Genomic DNA, 23,763 nt, shown 5'->3' on the forward strand with positions numbered 1-23,763 from the left:
CGGCCGGTGCCCGCTGCGAGCATGCGGACCGCAACCCCGCCGGAAGCGGGAACATGATTTCCTAAGAGGTCTTCGGCGGTGCGTAGTTCGGGACGTACTCCTGGCCGGTCAGCTTCTGGATCTCGGCCATGACCTCGTCCGTTATCGCGCGCAGGCCGAGCGTGTCGGTGGCGCGGCCGGTGAAGTCCATCGGCTTGCCGAAGCGGATCACCGCGCCGCTCGGCCGGAACTTCGGCAGTCGCTGGCCGATCGGCTGCATCCGGTCGGTGCCGAGCACGCCCACCGGGATGACCGGCACGCCGGCCATGGTGGCGAGGCGGGCGACGCCGGTGCGCCCCTTGTAGAGGCGGCCGTCCGGGGAGCGGGTGCCCTCCGGGTAGACGACCACCTGGCCGCCGCTCTGGAGCACCGGGATGGCCGCGTCGAACGCGGCGAGCGCGGCGCGTCCGCCGGCCCGCTCGACCGGGATCGCGCCGAGCGCCTGGAGCAGGTGCTTGACGAAGAGGCCGCGCGGGCCGGTGCCCTTGAAGTACTCCGACTTGGCCCAGAACGCGAGGTGGCGCGGGACGACGACCGCGGAGAGCACCTCGTCCGCGACGGAGAGGTGGTTGCTGGCGAAGATGAGGCCGCCGGAGTCCGGGATGTTCTCGCGGCCCTCGACCTCCGGCTGCCAGATCAGGTTCAGGAGCGGACCGACCGTGACCTTCCCGAACGAATAGAGCGGTGGCAACCCTCGACCCTCCTGCGACGTGAGCCCCGGAGCCGGGGCGATCACACGGTAGCCGACGGATGCCGAAAAGAAAGCACCCCGTACCGCCTGGTGAGGGCGGCACGGGGTGCTAAGGAACACACGGTCAGCGGACGACCTGGACGACGACCTCCTCGCCGTCGCCGACCTCGCCGGTGAACCCGGTGACGCCGGCCGCGAAGGCCACGTCGTCGGCCAGCACCTCGCCGGCCACGAAGTCGCGGTACGCCCGGACCGCGGCGACCACCTCGTCGGACGCGGAGAGGGTGACCGTGATCCGGTCGGAGACGTTCAGGTCCGCGTCGCGGCGGGCCTGCTGGACCACCCGCACCACGTCCCGGGCCAGGCCCTCCGCGGCCAGCTCCGGCGTGACCGCGGTGTCGAGCACGACCACGCCGCCGTTCGGCAGCGTCGCCGAGTTCTCCACGTCCACCGCGACCAGTTTCAGCTCGTACTCGCCGTCCTGGAGGGTGACGCCGGCCGCGACCGGCGCGCCGTCCACCAACTGCCAGTCGCCGCTCTTGACCGCCTTGATGACCTGCTGGACCGCGCCGCCGACGCGCGGGCCGAGCGCGCGCGGCACGACCGTGAGCACCTGCCGGCAGTAGTCCTCCACCTGCGTGGTGAACACGACCTCCTTCACGTTGACCTCGTCCGCGATGAGCGCGGTGAAGTCGCCGAGCGAGTCCGCGTCCGGCGTGGCCACGGTCAGCTTCGGCAGCGGCAGCCGGACGCGCAGCGCGCGGGCCTTGCGCAGCGACAGCGCGCCGGAGCAGACGTCCCGGACCGAGTCCATGGCCGCGACCAGCGCGTGGTCGGCTGGGAACTCCTCCGCGGACGGCCAGTCGGTCAGGTGCACCGAGCGCCCGCCGGTCAGGCCGCGCCAGATCTCCTCGCTGGTCAGCGGCGCGAGCGGCGCCACCACCCGGGCGAGCGTCTCCAGCACGGTGTAGAGCGTGTCGAACGCGTCGCGGTCGCCCTCCCAGAACCGGTCGCGGGACCGGCGCACGTACCAGTTGGTCAGCGCGTCCAGGTAGTTGCGGACGGTCGCGCAGGCGCCGGAGATGTCGTAGTCGTCCAGCTGCCGCTGCACGGCCGTGACCAGCTCACCGGTCTTGGCCAGGACGTAGCGGTCGAGGACGTTCGCCGAGTCGGTCCTCCGCCTCGCCTCGTAGCCCTCCGCGTTCGCGTAGAGCGAGAAGAAGTACCAGACGTTCCACAGCGGCAGCAGCACCTGGCGGACCGCGTCGCGGATCGCGACCTCGGTGACCGCCATGTCGCCGCCGCGCAGCACCGGCGAGGACATCAGCATCCACCGCATCGCGTCCGACCCGTGCGAGTCGAACACCTTGTAGACGTCCGGGTAGTTCCGCAGGCTCTTGGACATCTTGCGCCCGTCCTCGCCGAGCAGGATGCCGTGGCTGAGGCAGTTGCGGAACGCCGGCCGGTCGAACAGCGCGGTGGCCAGCACGTGCATGGTGTAGAACCAGCCGCGGGTCTGGCCGATGTACTCCACGATGAAGTCGCCCGGGTAGTGGTGGTCGAACCACTCCGCGTTCTCGAACGGGTAGTGCACCTGCGCGAACGGCATCGAGCCGGACTCGAACCAGCAGTCCAGCACCTCCGGCACCCGGCGCATGGTGGACTTCCCGGTCGGGTCGTCCGGGTTGGGCCGGGTCAGCTCGTCCACGAACGGCCGGTGCAGGTCGGTGACGCGCACGCCGAAGTCGCGCTCCAGCTCCTCGTAGGAGCCGTAGACGTCGACCCGCGGGTACTGCGGGTCGTCCGACTTCCAGACCGGGATCGGCGAGCCCCAGAACCGGTTGCGGCTGATCGACCAGTCGCGCGCGTTCGCCAGCCACTTGCCGAACGAGCCGTCCTTGATGTGCGACGGCGTCCAGTTGATCTGCTGGTTCAGCTCGACCATCCGGTCCCGGAACGTGGAGACCGCCACGAACCAGGACGAGACCGCCTTGTAGACCAGCGGGGTCTCGCACCGCCAGCAGTGCGGGTACGAGTGCGTGTACGTGTCCTGCCGCAGCAGCACGCCCCGGTCCTTGAGCAGCCGGATGACCGGCTTGTTCACGTCGAAGACCTGCTCGCCCCGGAAGTCCGGGACCAGCGCGGTGAACCGGGTGTGGTCGTCCACGGTCACGATGGTCGGGATGCCGGCCGCGTTGCAGGCGTTCTGGTCGTCCTCGCCGAACGCGGGCGCCATGTGCACCACGCCGGTGCCGTCCTCGGTGGTGACGAAGTCCGCGCCGAGCACCTGGAACGCGTTCGGCCCGGCCTGCTCGACCAGATAGTCGAACAGCGGCGTGTACCGCTTCCCGACCAGCTCGGCGCCCCGCACGGTGCCGACCTGCTCGAAGCCCTCCAGTTCCCTGGCGTACGCCGCGACCCGCGACTCGCCGAGCAGATAGCGCGACCCGTCCTTCTCCAGCACCGCGTACGTGATGTCCGGGCCGACCGCGAGCGCCAGGTTCGACGGCAGCGTCCACGGCGTGGTGGTCCAGACGCCGATCTTCTCGCCGGAGTCGAGCTGGAACCAGACCGTGACGGACGGGTCCTGCCGGTCCCGGTAGACGTCGTCCATCCGGGTCTCGGTGTTCGACAGCGGCGTCTCACAGCGCCAGCAGTACGCCAGCACCCGGAAGCCCTCGTAGACCAGGCCCTTGTCGTGCAGCGTCTTGAAGGCCCACATCACGGACTCCATGTAGTCCGGGTCGAGGGTCTTGTAGTCGTTCTCGAAATCCACCCAGCGGGCCTGGCGCGTGACGTACCGCTCCCACTCGTTGGTGTACTTCAGCACCGACGTGCGGCAGGCGTCGTTGAACGTCTGCACGCCCAGGTCCAGGATCTCGGCCTTGGTGGAGATGCCGAGCTGCTTCTCCGCCTCGACCTCCGCGGGCAGGCCGTGGGTGTCCCAGCCGAACCGCCGCTCCACCCGCCGGCCACGCATCGTCTGGTAGCGCGGGACCAGGTCCTTGACGTAGCCGGTGAAGAGGTGGCCGTAGTGCGGGAGGCCGTTGGCGAACGGTGGGCCGTCGTAGAAGACGTATTCGTTCTTGCCGTCATCCCCGGCCGGCCTGGCCTCGACGGAGGCCTCGAAGGTCTTGTCGGACGCCCAGTAGTCCAGGACGCCGCGCTCGACCGCCGGCAGGTCCGGGCTGGCCGGCACGCCGGGCGTCGCAGCGTTCTTGGGGTACGCCATCGGTGGTCACTTCCTACTCGCAGCCTGCTCACTCAAGGTCTGCGAGGACGAGCCAAGGCCCGCGGTACCACCCCGCTTGACGACCGAGGATCCGGTCGCCCGCTCATTGCCGGCTGTGACGGGCCGTCCCGTCCGGTTCTACTCGGCCCCCAGAGGGGGCTTTTCTTCCGGAGGCTCCCCGGTGATGGCCGGATCGACGCCTTGCTGCCCTCCAGAGTACCCACCCTCCCCCGCCGGCCTCATCCGAGTTACCGGTGGTTCGGCCGGACCCGAATTCGTTTCTCGCCGTGCCCCGCACGCTCTAGGTTCGGGCGCATGGAGAACGCGATCGAGGCTGAGGGGCTGCGGCGTACCTACCGCAGCCGCACGGGGTGGCTGAGACCGAGGACCACCGAGGTGCACGCGGTGCGCGGCGTGGACCTGACGGTGGGCCGGGGCGAGCTGTTCGGCCTGCTCGGGCCGAACGGGGCCGGCAAGACCACCACCATCAAGATGCTGAACACGCTGCTCATCCCGTCCTCCGGTACCGCCCGGATCTGCGGTTTCGACGTCGAGCGGCAGACCCGTGAGGTGCGCAGGCGGATCGGGTACGTGTTCGGCGGCGACCGGGGCCTCTACGAGCGCCTCTCCGCGCTGGACAACCTGCGGTACTTCGCGGAGCTGTACGGCGTGCCCGCGCGCGAGCAAAAGCGCCGGATCGCCGAGCTGCTGGAGCTGGTCAAGCTGACCGGCCGGGAGCGGGAGCGGGTGGAGGGGTATTCGCGCGGCATGCGCCAGCGGCTGCACATCGCGCGCGGTCTGCTCCACTCCCCCGAGGTGATCTTTCTGGACGAGCCGTCGATCGGCGTGGACCCGGTGGCCGCCCGCGAGCTGCGCGCCACCGTGGCGAACCTGGCCGCGACCGGCACCACCGTGCTGCTGACCACGCACTACATGGCCGAGGCGGACGAGCTCTGCGACCGGATCGCGGTGATCTCGGACGGGGAGATCCAGGCGCTGGGCACGCCCGCGGAGCTGCGCCACCGGGCGGACGGGCGGCGCGTGCTGGAGATCGAGGCCTACGGCGTACCCGCGGACGCTCTTGAAGATCTTCAAAACCTCCCGGGGGTACGCGAGGCGGCGGTCGAGGAGCGCGGCCAGGTGCAGGTGCTGACCGTGCAGTCGGACGCGGACGTGGACGTGCAGCAGGACGTGCTGCGCCGGCTGGACGGGGTGCGCCTGGGCCGGGTCACGTCCCGCGAGCCCACGCTGGAGGACGCGTACGTGGCGATCATCGCGGCGGCCGGCAAGCGGGAGCCGGTGATCGTGTGAGAAGCCTGCGCATGCTGGTGCTCGGGATGCTGTTCCACATGAAGCACGTGTCCCGGTCGCCGTTCGACCTCGCGGTGTTCGTGGTGGTGCCGGTGGTGCAGGCCACGCTCGCGGTGTACCTGTTCCGCGCGTCCGCGGAGCCGCAGAAGCTGCTTCAGGCCGCGGTCGGCGCCGGGATGATGGGCGTCTGGTCGTCCGTGCTGTTCGGCGCCGGCGGCGCGATCCAGTCCCAGCGCTGGCAGGGCACGCTGGAGATGCTGATGCTGGCGCCCCGGCGGCCCGTCATGATCTTCCTGCCGATCACGCTGGCCCAGGGCGCGATCGGCAGCTACGCGCTGCTGGCCACGCTCGTCTGGGCCCGCGTGCTCTACGGCATCCGGCTGGACTTCGCGCGCCCGTGGGCGTTCCTGGTCACCGCGCCGGTCACGGTGCTGTCGCTGGGCGCGTTCGGCATCCTGCTGGCGTCGCTGTTCGTGCTGCTGCGCCACGCGAACGCACTGCAGAACGCGCTGGAGTACCCGGTCTGGCTGCTCTCCGGCATGCTGCTGCCGATCTCGTCGCTGCCCGCGTGGACCGGCCCGCTCGCGGCCGTGCTCCCGACCACCTGGGGTGCGCGGGCGATGCGCGAGGCGACCGCGGGCGGCGCGGTCTGGCCGTCGCTCGCCTGGTGCGCCGGGATCAGCGCGATCTGCCTCGCGCTCGGCGCACTGTCCCTGGTCCACGTGGAGCGGCGGGCCCGCGCGGCGGCCACGCTGGCGCTGGCATGAGCGAGCGAATCATCGGCTCAGCACCGACCACAACGAAACCGCGGCGCGAAGGAGAGTCCGGCATGAGGGGCACGCTCCGGCTGCTCGGGATGGGCAGCGTGATCGCGTACCGGGCGCTGTTCAACTGGACGACGCCGCCGGTCTTCATCGGGTCGCTGCTGGTCGGGCCGCTCTTCCAGCTGATCTTCTTCGCCTACGTGGGCCGGCAGCTGTCGGTCGGCGACGACCGGTTCTACATCGTCGGCAACGCGGTGCTGGCCGCCGCGTGGACGTGCGTGTTCGGCGGCACGATGGCGATCGGCAACGAGCGCCGCTTCGGCACGCTCGGCCACGTGCTGCTGTCCCCGCGCAGCCGCACGCTGATCTTCCTGGGCCGGGCCACGCCGTACGCGCTGAACGGCCTGTTCGTGGCCGCGGTGATCCTGGCCCTCGGCGCGGGCCTGCTCGGGCTGCACATCCCGGCGTCCGCGATCCCGCTGCTGGCGCTCTGCCTGGCCGCGGGCGCGGTGGCGTCCGCGTTCTTCGGGCTGACGCTGGGCGCGCTCGGGCTGCGGTTCCGCGACATCTGGGTGATCTCGAACGTGACGTCCGCGCTGATGGTGCTGCTCACCGGCGTGAACGTGCCGCTCGACCAGCTGCCGCCGGTCCTGCGCGCGATCGGGACGGTGCTGCCGATCACGCACTCGGCCGCGGCGGCCCGGGACGCGGCGGGCGGTGCGCCGATCGCCGCGGTGGCGCCGGACCTGCTGATCGAGGCCGGCATCGCGCTCGCGTACGCCGCGCTCGCCGCCGTGCTGCTGCGGATCTTCGAGGCGGAGTCGCGGCGGCGCGCCTCACTGGACACGCTGTGAGAGCCGGGGCGCCGCGCGGCGCCCCGGCTCACCTCGGTCACGGCTTCGGCAGCGTCCTGCGGAACAGCGACTTCCCGTCGATGTCGCGCAGGTCCACCGTGAACGCGCCGGTCCGCGCGTCGATGTTGACCTCGCCGAAGTGCTGGAACCCGGCGTACGGCGACGTGTTCGCGGCCGGCGGCGCGTTCACGAAGACCGCCTCCGGGCCGAACGTGCCGTCCAGCGCGTTCGGCCCGAACGCGCCCGCGTGCGCCGGGCCGGAGACGAACTCCCAGAACGGCGTGAAGTCCTGCACCGCGGCCCGCGCCGGGTCGTAGTGGTGCGCGGCCGTGTAGTGCACGTCCGCGGTCAGGAACACGATGCCGCTGACCTTCGCCCGGTGCGCCTCGCGGAGCACGGTGGCGAACTCCAGCTCGCGGCCGAGCGGCGCGCCCGGGTCGCCCTGGGCCACGCCCTCCTGAGCCGCCGCGCCGTCCGGCACGACCAGGCCGATCGGCAGGTCGTTGGCGATCACCTTCCAGGTGGCCCGGGACCGCTTGAGGCCGTCGATCAGCCACCGCCGCTGCGCCGCGCCGAGCAGGCCGCGGTTCGGGTCGGCGTAGGTGTTGCCGTCGTTGGGGTCCTTGAGCGTGCGCATGTCCAGCACGAACACGTCCAGCATCGGGCCGTACGACAGCTTGCGGTAGATCGGGCCGGACAGGTCGGGCAGCGGCAGGTACTCGAAGTACGCCTGCCGGGAGCGGCGGGCCAGCACGTCCACCCGCTTCTCCGTGTACCGGGCGTCGTCCAGGATCTCGCCCGGGTACCAGTTGTTGGTGACCTCGTGGTCGTCCCACTGGTTGATCTGCGGCACCTCTGCCACGAACCGCCGGTACGGGTCGTCCAGCAGGTTGTAGGCGAACTGGCCGCGGTACTCGTCCAGCGTCTCGGCCACCTTGGACTTCGCCTCGGTCACCACGTTCGTCCACACGGTCCCGTCCGGCAGCGTCACGCTGGCGCTGATCGGGTTGTCCGCGTACACGGTGTCGCCGCTGTGCAGGAAGAAGTCGGGCCGGCGGTCGCGCATCGCGGAGAAGATCTTCATGCCGCCGAACGCCGGGTTGATGCCCCAGCCCTGACCGGCCACGTCACCGGTCCACACGAACCGGATGTCGTCGCGCCCGGTCGGCGCCGTGGTCAGCGAGCCGGTCAGCGGCGCGCTCGCCTGCCGGTCGCCCTCCACCCGCACCCGGTAGTAGACCTTGGAGCCGGACGGCAGGTCACGCAGCCGCACCTTGCCGGTGAAGTCCGAGCCCGCGGTCAGCACCGGCCCGCGCAGCACCCGCGCGCCCCGGAAGTCCGGCCGCCGGCTGACCTCCACCAGCATCCGCCCGGCCCGGTCCGAGCGGGTCCAGACGATCGCGGAGTTCGCGGTCGCGTCGCCGCTCTGCACGCCGTGCGTCAGCACCGGCCGTCCGCCCGGGTGGAACGCGGGGGCCGCGCTCGCGCCGCCCGCCAGCAGTTGCCCGCCGATAAGTCCCGCACCCGCGCCGAACCCGGCCCGGATGAGTCCACGCCTGTCGATAGTCATGCACGTGGTCTATCCGCCGAACCTTGCGCATCGTTGACCAACCGCGAAATCCCGCGCGAAACCCGCCGCAACCCGGGCAAGACCCGCTTCGCGGATATCGATATTCCCACTCCCGGCCTGCCCGGGTCCCGCATGCTCCCGCGGGCACCGGTCGTCGCTGGCGCTCCTCCCTGTCAGATCCGTGGCCGGTCGCGAGAAAACCCCGCCCGGGTTCTCGCCGAGGGGTTGCCGGACCCCGCGGATCTGACGGGAAGCCCGGCCGCCGCAATGCCACTCAGCTTAAGTCGATCATGGCTTTGACTCGCGTCCTCGGCCGATGCCCGCCCGGCACCCGGGCCTCACGGCCAGGAGGCCGCATCACTCACCAGTGGACCACCCGGCGGTTCCGCGAGAACGGCACACCGCCGCGCCGCGCATCCCCCGGCCGCGACAGCCACCGTCGATCTTGAGTACAGCCCGGCCCGGCCCGGGTGTCTCGCGGTGGGCGTCGGCGACTAAAGATACGTAGAGCACGTTATCGGCGGCTCTTGACGTGCTCTGTGTATCAGTAACCAGTCGATCATGCGGTGGATCACGGGCCGCGAGCCACCAGAGCGTGCCGAGAGCCGCGCGGGCCGGAAGTGGCCCACGCGGCTTTCGCGCGGCGGGAAATGCGGCGGGAAATCAGGCCTGGCCCGGGAACCAGAGGTCGATCTCGCGCTTGGCGCTCTCCGGGGAGTCGGAGGCGTGGACCAGGTTCTCGCGGTTGGAGAGCGAGAAGTCACCGCGGATGGTGCCGGCGGCGGCCTTGCGGCCGTCGGTGGAGCCGATCAGCGCGCGGGTGACCGTGATCGCCTCGTCGCCGGAGAGGACCAGCGCGACCAGCGGGCCGGACGTGACGAACGCGCGCAGCGGCGGGTACCACGGCTGCTCGGTGTGCTCGGCGTAGTGCGCGTCCGCGGCGGCGCCGTCGATCGTGCGCAGCTCCATCGCGTCGATCGTGAGGCCCTTGCGCTCGAACCGTCCGAGCAGCTCACCGACGAGACCGCGGCGGACCGCGTCGGGCTTGAGGAGAACGAGCGTGCGCTCGGCCGGGGTGGTGGTGGACACCGAACTGCCTCCTGGGATGGATCACCGCGTTCCCGATGGAACCGGCGTGACGTTGGGTACTCAGACTAATAGCCGCAGGTTGCGGGGCAGCCGTCACCCAGCGGATGACCTGGCCCTTCCCATCCCCCTCCGAACCGGCCTAGCCTGGTTTTCAACACTCCCAGGAGGTCCACTGTGGCGAACGGTACCCGACCGATCGCGCCGATCCGCAAGGTGAGCGCGGCCGTCCTCGGCACCATCGCGGTGTTCATCATGCTGTTCGGCGCGGGGATGGCGAGCTGGCCGATCGCGGCGCTCGGCATCGCGCTGCTCGTGCTCGCCATCAGCCTGCTGGTGACGAACGTGATGCGTCGCGGCCCGCGCGCGCTGGTCCAGGGCACCGCCGAGGTCCGCAGCATCTCCGAGGCGCCGATCGGTCAGCAGTACGGCCGGGCCGAGATGCAGGTGCGGATCGACGCGCCCGGACTGCCCATCGCGGACGTGCGCATCCGCGACCCGCGCGTGCCGGTCAGCAAGTGGCCCGACCCGGGCGCGCTGCTGCCGGTCGTGGTGGCGATGGACGACATGCGGTACGCGCGGATCCAGTGGGACGACGTGCTCACCCACGCGGAGGCCGCGGCCGGCATGGGCGAGGCCACGTTCCTGGGACAGCCCGACGACGTGGACGACCTGCTGCGCGAGGCGGAGCAGACGCCGTGGGACCGGCGCGCGGAGGACAACCCGGGCGGGACGCCGCTCTACACCGACGAGGCGTACGCGCCCGATCCGTACGCGGCCGACTCCTACCCGCCGGAGCCGCCCCCGTCCGACGGTGGCGGCACCCCGGCCGGCGCCGACATCCCACACGGCCGCACCCCGCAGGACGAGCGGCCCAACCCGGTGGTGATCCGCGAGACGCCCGGCGGCGCGATAGTGCTGGAGGGCAGCTTCGTCGCCAAGGACGACACCGGCGTCTCCCCGCTGCCGCACCGCGCCCGCCGGCCCCGCCCGCACCGTACCGACGCCGCGTCCGCCGGTCACCCCACCGGCACCGCGCTCGCGGATCCGCCGCCCGCACCGGGCGCCCGGTCCGCGCCCGCCTGGGACGACGACGACCGCGACCCGGACACCGACATCCCGCTGGAGGGCGCCTGGTCCTCGCCGCCGCCCACCGCGCCCGAGCAGGACGAGGACGACGACCGGCCCTCGGTGGGCGTGACGGACGCGGGCCGCGCCCGGATCTCCGGCCTGGACGTGCCGGACGGCGACTACTCCGCACGGCGGCGCTCGGCGTCGGAGCTGGACCCGGACATGGGCTCGGCGTATTCGCCGCGTGGCTCCGCGTCGACGGCGCCGCCGTCGGCCGGCTATTCACCGCGGGTGGCCGGCGACGCGGCCCCGGACCCGGGCGAGGGCTACTCGCCGCGGTCGCCGCGCGGCGAGGGCCGTTCCGCCGCCCGCCCGCGCAGCACGGACGACGATGCGGAGGATGACACACGCGCCTCGTCCTCCGCGGCCCGGAACCGGCGGGCCGATGAGGAGGACGTAGCGGCACCGTCGCCGTACGTCGACGACGAGGCCTACGCCGACCATGAGACTCCGGATGAGCCGTCGCGGGGATCCGGGCTCCGGACGGCGGCCGCGGCGGCGGCCGGCGCCGCCGTGGGCGCGGTCGCGGCGTCCCGGTTCCGCAACCGGCGGGAACGGGAACCGGAGGGCGGCGACCACGAGGCGGAGGACGCTCCCGAGGAGCGGCCGTCCGCACGGGACCGCTTCGCGTCCGAACCGGACGATGAGCCGCGGTCGGAGTGGGCGCGACCGGTCGAGGAACCCGCGGCCGACCCGGACGCGGGCGGTGCCCGGCCGGGCGATCCGGTGTCCCGGCGGATCACGGGACCGGCCGATGTCGCCGTCGACGGACCGCTGGTCGCGGCGCCCTCCGCGGCGCGGGGAGCCGAGGACGCGGCGGGACGTGCCGAACGGGAGACGGCCGACGCCGGGGACGTGCCGGGTGACGAGGCTCCGGCTTCCGGCCGGGGCGCGGACCTGGATGATCGGTCCGCCGCGCGGACCGGTCCCGGCCCGGCGGACGCCCGCCGTCCCCCGGAGGGAGGCCCGGTCAAGGGCTTCATCGCGGGGGTGAAGGGCCTCATCAACCGGCTGACCGGTCCGGGCGATGCCCGTGACGACGGTCCGGCCGCTCGCAAGCTGGCCACCGCGCCTCGGCCGTCCGCCGCGGCCACCGCACCGGTCGACGACGAACTCGACATCCCGATCGACGAACGGCCGGCGGCGCCCCGCCCGCGGCCGGCACCCGGCGAGCGGCGGCCGTCACCGGGCGGGCGGGTCGCGCCGCCGCCGGAGCGTGCCGCACCGGACCGAGAGCCGCTCGACGACCTGGACATCCCGATCGACGGCGAGCCACCGGCCGACCGGCGGCCCGAAACGGCACGACCCGACAGCACGGCCGGGCCGGATACCGACGCCTCGACGAGCACCGGGAAGTCCGCGGGCACCGCAGCCGCCGCGGCAGCCGGTGCCGCCGCCGGTGCAGCCGCTGCGGCCCGGGGCTTCACGGCACCCGACCGCGAGTCCGGCGCGTCCCCAGAACCCCGTCGCGAGTCCGGCGCGTCTGCCGAACCCCGTCGCGAGTCCGGCCCGTCTGCCGAATCCGATCGCGACCGGGCCAGGTCCGAGGACCGCGAGGCCGACGCGTTCTTCGCGGAGTTCGGCACCACGTTCGACCGCGGCGACCGCACGTCATCCGGCGCGGCCGAGGACGCGTCCACCGGCGACACGGCCGTTGACCCGGACCGCCGGCCCTCGGGCGTCCGGCCGATCCCGACCGACCGCGCCACCCCGCCCGGCGTGCGGCCGATCCCGACCGACGGTGCCACCGTGCCCGGCGTGCGACCCGTCGCGGGTGCGGAGACCAAGACCGCCACCGCAGGTCGCGCGGCTGAGGCGGAAACCACGGATCGTCCCTCCCCTCAAGGGCGTTCCGCCGCCGCGGATGCCGAGGCGACGACGCCTGCCGACGACGACATCGATCTGTCGCTCCACGACGATGTCGACATCCCGCTCGACGACGGCCCTCAGTCGCCGCCCACCGGCCGTGTCGTGCCCGGCGGACGCGTGGCTCCCGGCTCGGATCCCGTTCCGCTCACCGATCCGTCGGTCTCCACGGCCGACACCGCTGACGGTCCGGCCCCCGGCGGCGGAACCGGTGCCGGCCCGGTCCACACGGCACCCGTGGCCAGCAGCGAAGAGTCCTCGGCGGGCGCCGCGCCCGCGCCGCCGAGCGGTCGCCCGGTGGACCGGGACGAGCGCGCCACGGACGTCGCCGCGGCTCCGGCGGGGACTTCTCCGGTCTCCCCCTCCACCGCGACCGGCACGGACGCCCCGGGCACCCGGGACGACGCCGTCGATGTCTCCGAACTGCCCCGCCGCCGACGCACCGACCCGCGCGACCGGGACACCACGGCCGGTCGCGGCAGCGTGCGGGACCGCATCGCGTGGGCCAGCACGCCGCGGCCCGCCGACTCCGCCGACCCGGATCGACAGTCCGGGACAGTCCGCCCCACCAGCGCGGATCGCCCGCCGGGCACCGACCACCCCACCAGCGCGGATCGGCCGTCCGGCACCGACCACGCCACCAGCGTGGATCGCCCATCGGGCACCGGCCACGCCACCAGCGTGGATCGGCCCGGCAGCCCGGACCACCCGTCGAGCGCCGAGCGCCCTTCCAGCACGACCGCGTCTCCGTGGGTGACCGGTGCCGCCGCGGCCGCGGGTGCCGCGCTGGGTGCGGCCGCCGCCTCGCGTCCCGCGGAGGCCGCGCGGCCCACCGACCCGGCATGGTCCGATGATCCCCGGCGCCCCGCCGCGCCGCGCCAGCCGGCCGAGCCTCGGCACCCCGCCGACGCGCAGCGCCCCGCCGACGCGCAGCGCCCCGCCGACGCGCAGCGCCCCGCCGAGGCGCCGCGGCCCGGTGAGTCGGCGTGGTCCACGCCGCCTGGAGCGGCTCGGCGTACTCCCCCGCCGGCCGGCACCGGCCGTACCATCCCGGCCAGTCCGATGCCCTATGACCTGACCGCGCCCGATCCCGGGCAGGCCGACTCCCCGGGCGCCGGGGACGGCCCGTCCGCGCGCTTCGTGCCGCCGGGCGCGGCCGGCCACGAGGCCGAGGCCGGGCCGAGCGCACCGGTCACGTCCGAACCTACCGAGGACCCGCGGCCGGCCGGTCCGGGCGACGGCGCGGACGTCGACCACGCCTCGGCCACGGCCCCGCCGACCGCCCACCCTGGCCGCCCGGTCGGGCCCACCGTGCCGGACCGGTCCACCGACCTCTCCCGGCCCGGCGAGGAGTCGGACCCCACCCAATCGACGGCCGCGAATCCGCGGGCTCAGCGGCCGGCCGGGAACAAGATCGGCCGCCCGCGGCTGCCGAAGCGGACCACCACGATCGAGATGACCCTCATCTCCCCGCACTCCCTGCCACCGCTGGAGACCGAGGCACCCGCGGCGGACGCCCCGCCCCACGAGGATGCGGACACCATCTCTCGTGACGTGAGCAGTGAGAATCCCGAGACAACCACCGACGACGCCGCTCCCGCGCCCGAGCCGGAAGGCACCGATCCCGCCGCGGACACCCGCCCCGGCGAGACCACGGAGACCGCCGGGACCGGGCCGATGTCCGACGACGGCGACCTCGGGCCGGTGCTCGGCGCCCAGGTCGTGCCCGGCCCGTGGAGCACCGGTGACCTCCCGCCGGCCGCCCTGCTCGCCTCGCCCGGCGGCCACGCCGCGCCCGCATCCGACGGCGAGGACGACGCCACGGAGCCCGCGGTCCCCGAGACCGGCACGGCGGGTGAAACCGGCGACCGCACCGTCAACGGCGCCCACGCCGCGCCGGAGTCCGAGCTGGACGCCGGCCGCGTGTCCGGGATCGGCACGGTCGGCTGGCGGGACGTCGACCCGGCCACCGCCCCCGATCGGCCGCTCAGCCGGGGCGCGCACCGCGCGCCGGACGAGGTCCCGGCCCGGTCCCGGTTCGCGGACGAGCCCGACGTCGCCGCGCTGGACGATCTGATCACGGCGTACCCGAGCGCCCGCCCCGGCGCGACCGGCGGCATCCACGGCGTGGGCATCACGATCCTGGTCACCGAGCTGGACCGGTCGATCGAGTTCTACCGGGACGTGCTCGGCTTCCACGAGATCGACCGCGGCGAGCGGAACGTGTTCCTGGCCTCCGGGGACACCCGGCTGGTGTTGCGCACCGTCTCCGAGTCGCTGCCGGTCAACGTACGCACGGTGCACCTCAACCTGGAGGTCGGCGACGTGCAGGCGGTGTACGAGGCGTTGCGCCGCAAGGGCGTCTCGTTCGTGCACGAACCCCGGGCGGTGAATCGCGGCGAGAAGCTGGAGCTGTGGGCGGCCGCGTTCTCCGACCCGGACGGAAATGGCATTACGGTGTCCCAATGGAGGACCGCCCCGCCCGTTTGACCCGATTCGTCCCGGCGGCCGCGCTGTGGGCGGCGTTCGTGGCCGCCGCGGTCGTCTCCTCGGTTCTCGTCCTGCACCGCCCGCCCGACGACCGCCTGTCCGACCTGCACATCTACTACGGTGCGGCGGAGGCGGTCCGGGCGGGCGACGCGCTGTACGGGTACGTGGCGGAGAACGGCGGCCCGTTCACGTACCCTCCGTTCGCCGCGGTCCTGTTCCTGACGCTGACCTGGGCCCCGGAGCCGGCGCTGCGCCTGGTCTGGCTGGCCGGCACGGCCGCGGTGGTGGCCGCGCTCGGCCTGGTCACGGCCCGCCTGGTCCGTCCCGGGTCGCGGCTCACCGGCCCGCTGGCGCCCGGCATCGCGCTCACCGTGCTGGTCACCGCGTCCGCGCAGAGCAACCTGCGGTTCGGGCAGGTCAGCGTGTTCCTGGTGCTGATGGCGCTGGCCGACGCCGCGGGCCTGACGCCCGCCCGCCACCGGGGCGTGCTGATCGGTGTCGCGGCCGCGATCAAGCTGACCCCGCTGCTGTTCGTGCTCCATCTGCTGGCGTCGAGGCAGACCCTTCCGGCGGTACGCGCGATCGCCACGTTCCTCGGCTGCGGCGTGCTGGGCGCGCTCGCGCTGCCGGCGGACAGCCTGACGTACTGGTCCGGCACGGTCGTGCGCACGTCCCGGATCGGCGACCTGGCCTCCACCGGCAACCAGTCGATCAACGGCGTGCTGCTGCGCGCGGACGTGCCCGGTCACCTGCTCACGCCGCTCTGGTTCGCGCTGGCCGCCGCGGTCTGCGCGGTGGCGCTGTGGCGGGCCCGCCGCGCGTGGGCGGCCGGTGAGGCGGGCCGGGCCGCGGTGCTGGTCGGCTGCGCGACCGTGGCCGCGTCACCGGTCTCCTGGACGCACCACCAGGTGTGGCCGGCCCTGGCCGCGATCATGCTGCTCGCCGCGCCCGGCCGCCGGAGTCATCGGATCGGCGGTGCGGTGCTGCTGCTCACCGCCGTGGTCTCGCTGGGCGCGCTGTGCCGCGCCGCCGGTGCGTACCCCGGCGTGCAGTTCCTGGGTGACAACGCGCGGGCCCTGGCCACGGTGGCCGTGTGTCTGGCGGGTCTCGGGCTCGCCCGTGCCGTGGCCGGCGGGCCGCCCGCCGTCCCGCACCCGCGGACGGCCACCGCGCCGGCCGGCGCCCGCCGCTAGGACAGGATCGTTCGGCGTACGTGCAGCGCGTACAGCCAGACCAGGCCGAAGATGACGCCGAGCACGGCCAGCGCGTAGTGCAGGAAGCCGCCGGCGAGCAGCGCGATCTGGATGGCGCTGCCGCCGTGCCAGGCCCAGGGCCGCCGCATCAGCCCGGCCAGCCCGATCGCGGCGACGGTCAGCGTGATGACCAGCCCGATCGCGACCGGGCCGAGCTCGCCGCCGAGCAGCCGGATCGGCTGGATCGCCAGCAGCAGGACCACGGCCTCCATGATCAGCGTGCCGGCGCCCAGCCCGCGTACCGCGCCCTCGGGGTTCCGCAGCCCGGAGGGCTTCTTCTCCGGGGTACTCATCGCTTCAGCAGCGCCCGCGCGTCCGCGACCGTCACCATCGAGCCGGTGATCAGCACGCCGACGCCACTCATGCCGCCCTCGGTGTCGGACTCGGCCAGCTCGACCGCGCGCTCGATCGCGTCCGGCATCTCCGGCAGCACGTGCACCCGGTCCTCGCCGAAGATCTCGTCCGCGATGGTGGCGAGCTGCTCCGGGGGCATGCAGCGCGGCGACGAGTTGCGGGTGATGATCAGCTCGGAGACGGCCGGTTCGAGCAGTTCCAGCACGCCGGCCACGTCCTTGTCGCCGAGCATGGCGACGACGCCGACCAGGTTGCGGAACATGAACTCGTCCTCGACGGCCTTGACCGTGGCCGCCATGCCGTGCGGGTTGTGCGCGCCGTCGACCAGGATGGTGGGCGCGTGCCGGACCCGTTCCAGGCGGCCGGGCGAGTCCACCCTCGCGAACCCCTCGCGGACGATCTCGATGTCCAGCTGCTTGGCGCTGCCGGCGCCGAGGAACGCCTCCACGGCCGCGAGCGCGACCGCCGCGTTCTGCGCCTGGTGCTCGCCGTGCAGCGGGAGGAAGATCTCGTCGTACCGGGCGCCGAGGCCCTGGAGGTTGAGCATCTGGCCGCCGAGCGCGACGGCGCGCTCGATCACGCCGAACTCGCCGCCCTCCCGCGCGATGGTCGCGCCGACCTCCGCGCACCGCTCCAGCAGCGGGCCGGCCGCCTCCTCGTCCTGCACGGCCGTGATGACGGTCGCGCCGGCGTGGATGATGCCGGACTTGGCCAGCGCGATGTCCTCGATCGTGTCGCCCAGCCACTCCTGGTGGTCCAGGCCGATCGGCGTGATCACGCAGACCCCGGCCTGGATGACGTTGGTGGCGTCCTCCGCGCCGCCGAGCCCGACCTCGACCACGGCCACGTCCACCGGCGCGTCCGCGAACGTCGCGAACGCCAGCGCGGTGGTCATGTCGAAGTAGGTCAGCGGCTCCGCGGACCGGGCGTCGACCAGCTCGGCCAGCGGCTCGATCTCGGTGTAGACGGCCGCGAACCGCTCCTCGGAGACCGGCTCGCCGTCCAGGCTGATCCGCTCGCGCACCGACTCCAGGTGCGGGCTGGTGTACCGGCCGGTGTGCAGCCCGTACGCGCGCAGCAGCGAGTCGATCATCCGGGCCGTCGACGTCTTGCCGTTCGTGCCGGTCAGGTGGATCGACGGGTACGCCCGCTGCGGGCTCCCGAGCACGTCGAGCAGATCCTCGATCTTGCCGAGGTCGAATTCCATCCGGGTGAAGCCGCGCTGATCGAGCGCGGCCACCGCCTCTTGATAACTGCTCATGCCGACTTCCGGTCTCGTTTCGCGGCTCTGCCACGCAGACGCGACAGAGGGCCTCCGCCGCGCGTGGCGCGCGGCGGAGGATGAAGCTTCAGCTCGCGGGCAGCGCCTCGAGCGCGGCCGCGATCCGGGCCAAGTCTGCCTCGGCCGCGGCGAGACGGTCCTTGATCTTCGCCACTACGGCCTCCGGTGCCTTGCCGACGAACGCCTCGTTGCCGAGTTTCGCCTGGCACTGGGCCTGTTCCTTGGCCGCGGCGGCCCGGTCCTTCTCCAGCCGCGCCCGCTCCGCCTTCACGTCGATGGTGCCGCGCGTGTCCAGCTCCACGGTCACGTCGCCGGAGACCGCCAGCGTCGCGGACGCCGCGAACCCGTCCCCGGCCGGGTCGAGCCGGGCCAGCGAGCGAATCAGCGACTCGTGCGCCGCGATCCCGGCCGCGTCCAGCCCGGCCAGCCGCGCCGTGACCCGCTGGGTCGGCTTCACGCCCTGGTCGGAGCGGAACCGCCGGATCTCGGTGACCACCCGCTGGAGCGTCGCCACCTCGGTCTCGGCCGCGTCGTCGACCAGCGCCGGGACCGCGACCGGCCACGCGGCCCGCACGATCGTCTCGCCGCCGGTCAGCGCCACCCACAGCTCCTCGGTCACGAACGGCATGATCGGGTGCAGCAGCTTCAGCAGGTTGTCCAGCACCTCGCCGAGCACCCGCCGGGCGGCCTCCGCCGCCGGACCGCCGGCCTGGAGCACCGGCTTGGCCAGCTCGACGTACCAGTCGCAGACGTCGTCCCAGGCGAAGTGGTAGAGCGCGTCGCAGACCTTGGCGAACTCGAACGCGTCGAAGTGCTCGTCGACCTCCGCGATGACGTGGTGCAGCCGGGACAGGATCCACCGGTCCACGGTCGAGAGCTCGGCCGGCAGGCCGCCCGCCACCGTCGCGCCGTTGAGCAGCGCGAACCGGGTCGCGTTCCACAGCTTGTTCGCGAAGTTGCGCGAGCCCTGCGTCCACTCCTCGGAGACCGCCACGTCCGAGCCCGGGTTGGCCCCGCGGGCCAGCGCGAAGCGGGTCGCGTCCGCACCGAACCGGTCGATCCAGTCCAGCGGGTCGACCACGTTGCCGAACGACTTCGACATCTTCTTGCCGTACTGGTCGCGGACCATGCCGTGCAGCGCGACCACGTCGAACGGCTGCTTGCCGTCCATCGCGTACAGCCCGAACATCATCATCCGGGCGACCCAGAAGAACAGGATGTCGTAGCCGGTGACCAGGACGGACGTCGGGTAGAACTTCTCCAGCTCGGGAGTGCGCTCCGGCCAGCCGAGCGTGGAGAACGGCCACAGGCCCGACGAGAACCAGGTGTCGAGCACGTCCTCGTCCTGGGTCCAGCCGTCGCCGGCCGGCGGCTCCTCGTCCGGGCCGACGCAGACGATCTCGCCGTTCGGCCCGTACCAGACCGGGATGCGGTGGCCCCACCACAGCTGACGCGAGATGCACCAGTCGTGCATGTTGTCGACCCAGGCGAAGTAGCGCTTGGCCAGCTCCGGCGGCTCGATCCGGACCCGGCCGTCACGCACCGCGTCGCCGGCCGCCTGCGCGAGCGGCGTGGTGTTCACGAACCACTGCAGCGACAGGCGCGGCTCCACGGTGGTCTTACACCGAGAACAATGACCCACCGCGTGTACGTACGGGCGCTTCTCCGCCACGATGCGGCCCTCGGCGCGCAGCGCGGCCACGATCGCCGGGCGCGCCTCGAACCGGTCCAGGCCCTCGAACGGGCCGTGCGCGGAGATCACGCCACGCTCGTCCATGATGGTCAGGCTCGGCAGCTGGTGCCGCTGGCCGATCTCGAAGTCGTTCGGGTCGTGGGCCGGCGTGACCTTCACCGCGCCGGTGCCGAAGCTCGGGTCGACGTGCTCGTCCGCCACGATCGGGATGCGCCGGCCGGTGAGCGGCAGCTCCACCTCCGTACCCACGAGGTGCCTGTACCGCTCGTCGTCCGGGTGCACCGCGACCGCGGTGTCGCCGAGCATGGTCTCGGCGCGCGTGGTGGCGACCACGATCGCGTTCTCGCCGTCGCCGTAGCGGATCGACACGAGCTCGCCGTCGTCGTCGCTGTGCTCGACCTCGATGTCGGAGAGCGCGGTGAGGCAGCGCGGGCACCAGTTGATGATCCGGTTCGCCCGGTAGATCAGGCCGTCGTCGTACAGCTTCTTGAAGATGGTCTGGACCGCGCGGGACAGGCCCTCGTCCATGGTGAACCGCTCGCGGCTCCAGTCGACGGAGTCGCCGAGCCGGCGCATCTGGCCGAGGATCGCGCCGCCGGACTCCGCCTTCCACTGCCAGACCCGCTCGACGAACGTCTCCCGGCCCAGGTCGTGGCGGGACTGCCCGGTCGCGGCGAGCTGGCGCTCCACCACGTTCTGCGTGGCGATGCCGGCGTGGTCCATGCCGGGCAGCCACAGCGTCTCGAAGCCCTGCATCCGCTTGCGGCGAATGATCGAGTCCTGGATGGTGTGGTCGAGCGCGTGGCCGACGTGCAGCGAGCCGGTCACGTTCGGCGGGGGGATCACGATGGCGAACGGCGGCCGGTCGCTCGCCGGATCGGCCGCGAAGTAGCCGTTGGATACCCACGTCTCGTACCGCCGCTGCTCTACCTCGGCCGGCGCGTACTGGCTGGGGAGTTCGGTGGTCGGGGTCGTGCGGGCATCCGTCGTATCGGTCACCCGTCGATTCTACGGACCTGCGGCGGAGTGCCCGTCTCGGGGTGAAACACATCAGGGCCACCCCGGATGGGGTGGCCCTGATCATGAAGAAGTCCGGCGGTGTCCTACTCTCCCACACCCTCCCGAGTGCAGTACCATCGGCGCTGGAGGGCTTAGCTTCCGGGTTCGGAATGTGACCGGGCGTTTCCCCTCCGCTATAACCGCCGTAACACTATGAACATATCAACCGGAAATAGGTCACGGTTGTTTGCTCAGACATCACACAGTGGACGCAAACATCTACGCTTAAGGACTGTAGTCAAGTCCTCGGCCTATTAGTACCGGTCAACTCAACACGTTACCGTGCTTACATCTCCGGCCTATCAACCCAGTCATCTACTGGGAGCCTTACCCCAACAAGTGGGTGGGATACCTCATCTTGAAGCGAGCTTCCCGCTTAGATGCTTTCAGCGGTTATCCCTTCCGAACGTAGCCAACCAGCCATGCCCATGGCAGGACAACTGGCACACCAGAGGTTCGTCCGTCCCGGTCCTCTCGTACTAGGGACAGCCCTTCTCAAGTATCCTACGCGCGCGGCGGATAGGGACCGAACTGTCTCACGACGTTCTAAACCCAGCTCGCGTACCGCTTTAATGGGCGAACAGCCCAACCCTTGGGACCTGCTACAGCCCCAGGATGCGACGAGCCGACATCGAGGTGCCAAACCATCCCGTCGATATGGACTCTTGGGGAAGATCAGCCTGTTATCCCCGGGGTACCTTTTATCCGTTGAGCGACACCGCTTCCACACGCAAGTGCCGGATCACTAGTCCCGACTTTCGTCCCTGCTCGACCCGTCAGTCTCACAGTCAAGCTCCCTTGTGCACTTACACTCAACACCTGATTGCCAACCAGGCTGAGGGAACCTTTGGGCGCCTCCGTTACCCTTTAGGAGGCAACCGCCCCAGTTAAACTACCCACCAGACACTGTCCCTGAACCCGATAAGGGCCCGAAGTTAGATACCCAGATCAACCAGAGTGGTATTTCAAGATTGCCTCCACCCGAACTGGCGTCCGAGCTTCACCGGCTCCCACCTATCCTACACAAGCCAACCCAAATACCAATGTCAAGCTATAGTAAAGGTCCCGGGGTCTTTCCGTCCTGCCGCGCGTAACGAGCATCTTTACTCGTACTGCAATTTCGCCGGGCCTGTGGTTGAGACAGTGGGGAAGTCGTTACGCCATTCGTGCAGGTCGGAACTTACCCGACAAGGAATTTCGCTACCTTAGGATGGTTATAGTTACCACCGCCGTTTACTGGCGCTTAAGTTCTCAGCCTCGCCCCGAAGAGCTAACCGGTCCCCTTAACGTTCCAGCACCGGGCAGGCGTCAGTCCATATACATCGTCTTACGACTTCGCATGGACCTGTGTTTTTAGTAAACAGTCGCTTCCCCCTGCTCTCTGCGGCCATACCACGCTCCACCCGCAAAGGGGCTTCACGCGTCCGGCCCCCCTTCTCCCTAAGTTACGGGGGCAATTTGCCGAGTTCCTTAACCACAGTTCACCCGTCGCCTCGGTATTCTCTACCTGACCACCTGTGTCGGTTTAGGGTACGGGCCGCTAAGAACTCGCTAGAGGCTTTTCTCGGCAGCATAGGATCACTGACTTCACCTGAATCGGCTCGGCATCACGTCTCAGCCTACATGTGTCACGGATTTGCCTATGACACGGCCTACACGCTTACCCCGGCACAACCACTCACCGGGCTCAGCTACCTTCCTGCGTCACCCCATCGCTTGCCTACTACCACCCAGGATCCCAGACTCCCCAACATTGATCCGAAGACCGCCGCTGGTTTGCGTGGTTAGCACAGATGGGTTCGGCAGGGACGCTCTTTCGCGGGTACGGGAATATCAACCCGTTGTCCATCGACTACGCCTCTCGGCCTCGCCTTAGGTCCCGACTCACCCAGGGCGGATTAGCCTGGCCCTGGAACCCTTGGTCATCCGGCGGAAGGGATTCTCACCCTTCATTCGCTACTCATGCCTGCATTCTCACTCGTCCAGCGTCCACCACTCGGTCACCCGGCAGCTTCACCCGCTGAACGACGCTCCCCTACCCATCCACCATAAATGGTGAATGCCACAGCTTCGGCGGTGTACTTGAGCCCCGCTACATTGTCGGCGCGGAACCACTTGACCAGTGAGCTATTACGCACTCTTTAAAGGGTGGCTGCTTCTAAGCCAACCTCCTGGTTGTCAATGCGATCCCACATCCTTTTCCACTTAGCACACGCTTAGGGGCCTTAGCTGGCGATCTGGGCTGTTTCCCTCTCGACTACGAAGCTTATCCCCCGCAGTCTCACTGCCACGCTCTCACTTACCGGCATTCGGAGTTTGGCTGACTTCAGTAACCTTGTAGGGCCCCTAGGCCATCCAGTGCTCTACCTCCGGCAAGAAACACGCAACGCTGCACCTAAATGCATTTCGGGGAGAACCAGCTATCACGGAGTTTGATTGGCCTTTCACCCCTAACCACAGGTCATCCCCCAACTTTTCAACGTTGGTGGGTTCGGCCCTCCACACGGTCTTACCCGCGCTTCAGCCTGCCCATGGCTAGATCACCCCGCTTCGGGTCTAGAACATGCGACTCAGACGCCCTCTTCAGACTCGCTTTCGCTACGGCTACCCCACCCGGGTTAACCTCGCCACATGCCACTAACTCGCAGGCTCATTCTTCAAAAGGCACGCCGTCACCCCTCAAGGCTCCGACGGATTGTAGGCGAACGGTTTCAGGTACTATTTCACTCCCCTCCCGGGGTACTTTTCACCATTCCCTCACGGTACTCGTCCGCTATCGGTCACCAGGAAGTATTCAGCCTTACCAGGTGGTCCTGGCAGATTCACAGCAGATTTCAGGAGTCCGCTGCTACTCGGGTGCCATCCCAGAAGACTCTCGATTTTCACGTACCGGACTTTCACCGTCTACGGCCAGACATTCCAGACTGTTCCGCTAACCAAGAGTTTTGTAACTTCTGCCAAACATGTCAGTGCTTGGAAAATGGTCCCACAACCCCGAAGGTGCAACCCCTGACAGGTATCACGCACACTCGGTTTAGGCTAAATCCGTTTTCGCTCGCCACTACTCACGGAATCACGTATTGTTTTC

General features: G+C 70.8%; 12 protein-coding genes and 2 rRNA genes (1 of these 14 cut by a window edge). 5 read left to right on the forward strand and 9 right to left on the reverse strand.

What is annotated here, in order from left to right:
• Positions 1-61: 61 nt before the first annotated feature.
• The gene (locus tag J2S41_RS27080) at positions 62-730 is read right to left on the reverse strand and encodes a lysophospholipid acyltransferase family protein (protein ID WP_310371714.1); all 669 of its coding nucleotides are present in this window, start codon (positions 728-730) and stop codon (positions 62-64) included.
• A 124-nt stretch (positions 731-854) separates the two neighbouring features.
• Positions 855-3,962, reverse strand: a complete 3,108-nt coding sequence (ileS, locus tag J2S41_RS27085; protein WP_310371716.1) for an isoleucine--tRNA ligase — start codon at positions 3,960-3,962, stop codon at positions 855-857.
• Positions 3,963-4,277: 315 nt separating this feature from the next.
• On the opposite strand from ileS, the gene J2S41_RS27090 reads away from it, so the two are divergent.
• The 3 genes from J2S41_RS27090 to J2S41_RS27100 all read left to right on the forward strand — a co-directional run bounded on the left by J2S41_RS27090 (position 4,278) and on the right by J2S41_RS27100 (position 6,891).
• Complete coding sequence (locus J2S41_RS27090; protein WP_310371718.1) at positions 4,278-5,273, forward strand: ABC transporter ATP-binding protein; 996 nt, start codon at positions 4,278-4,280, stop codon at positions 5,271-5,273.
• A gap of 11 nt (positions 5,274-5,284) precedes the next feature.
• The gene (locus J2S41_RS27095) at positions 5,285-6,040 is read left to right on the forward strand and encodes an ABC transporter permease (protein WP_310371719.1); all 756 of its coding nucleotides are present in this window, start codon (positions 5,285-5,287) and stop codon (positions 6,038-6,040) included.
• 62 nt (positions 6,041-6,102) lie between these two features.
• Positions 6,103-6,891: an ABC transporter permease gene (locus J2S41_RS27100; protein ID WP_310371720.1), complete on the forward strand. Its 789-nt coding sequence runs from the start codon at positions 6,103-6,105 to the stop codon at positions 6,889-6,891.
• A 37-nt stretch (positions 6,892-6,928) separates the two neighbouring features.
• On the opposite strand, the gene J2S41_RS27105 is transcribed toward J2S41_RS27100, so the two are convergent.
• Positions 6,929-8,461, reverse strand: coding sequence for an alkaline phosphatase D family protein (locus J2S41_RS27105; RefSeq protein ID WP_310371721.1), 1,533 nt, complete (start codon positions 8,459-8,461; stop codon positions 6,929-6,931).
• A 663-nt stretch (positions 8,462-9,124) separates the two neighbouring features.
• Entirely contained in the window at positions 9,125-9,550 is a 426-nt protein-coding gene (gene ndk / locus J2S41_RS27110) for a nucleoside-diphosphate kinase (RefSeq protein WP_310371722.1), read from the reverse strand.
• Positions 9,551-9,724: 174 nt separating this feature from the next.
• On the opposite strand from ndk, the gene J2S41_RS27115 reads away from it, so the two are divergent.
• Complete coding sequence (locus J2S41_RS27115; protein WP_310371724.1) at positions 9,725-15,034, forward strand: VOC family protein; 5,310 nt, start codon at positions 9,725-9,727, stop codon at positions 15,032-15,034.
• Positions 15,010-16,227 carry a glycosyltransferase 87 family protein gene (locus J2S41_RS27120; RefSeq protein WP_310371726.1) on the forward strand — a complete coding sequence of 406 codons (1,218 nt, stop codon included), beginning with the start codon at positions 15,010-15,012 and terminating at the stop codon, positions 16,225-16,227. Before J2S41_RS27115 ends, J2S41_RS27120 begins: the two co-directional genes overlap by 25 nt.
• On the opposite strand, the gene J2S41_RS27125 is transcribed toward J2S41_RS27120, so the two are convergent.
• From J2S41_RS27125 to J2S41_RS27145, 5 genes are all read right to left on the reverse strand, one after another.
• Entirely contained in the window at positions 16,224-16,580 is a 357-nt protein-coding gene (locus J2S41_RS27125; protein ID WP_310371728.1) for a DUF4233 domain-containing protein, read from the reverse strand. The genes J2S41_RS27120 and J2S41_RS27125 overlap by 4 nt on opposite strands.
• Entirely contained in the window at positions 16,577-17,902 is a 1,326-nt protein-coding gene (locus J2S41_RS27130) for a bifunctional folylpolyglutamate synthase/dihydrofolate synthase (RefSeq protein ID WP_310371730.1), read from the reverse strand. The genes J2S41_RS27125 and J2S41_RS27130 overlap by 4 nt, the downstream gene beginning before the upstream one ends.
• Positions 17,903-17,990: 88 nt before the next feature.
• Positions 17,991-20,615: a valine--tRNA ligase gene (locus tag J2S41_RS27135; RefSeq protein WP_310371731.1), complete on the reverse strand. Its 2,625-nt coding sequence runs from the start codon at positions 20,613-20,615 to the stop codon at positions 17,991-17,993.
• Between the two features lie 91 nt (positions 20,616-20,706).
• Positions 20,707-20,823 (reverse strand): 5S ribosomal RNA (gene rrf / locus J2S41_RS27140).
• 86 nt (positions 20,824-20,909) lie between these two features.
• Positions 20,910-23,763, reverse strand: a 23S ribosomal RNA gene (locus J2S41_RS27145); it runs 222 nt beyond the window's last position.

Origin of the sequence: Catenuloplanes atrovinosus (assembly GCF_031458235.1) — a bacterium.
Classification (GTDB): domain Bacteria; phylum Actinomycetota; class Actinomycetes; order Mycobacteriales; family Micromonosporaceae; genus Catenuloplanes; species Catenuloplanes atrovinosus.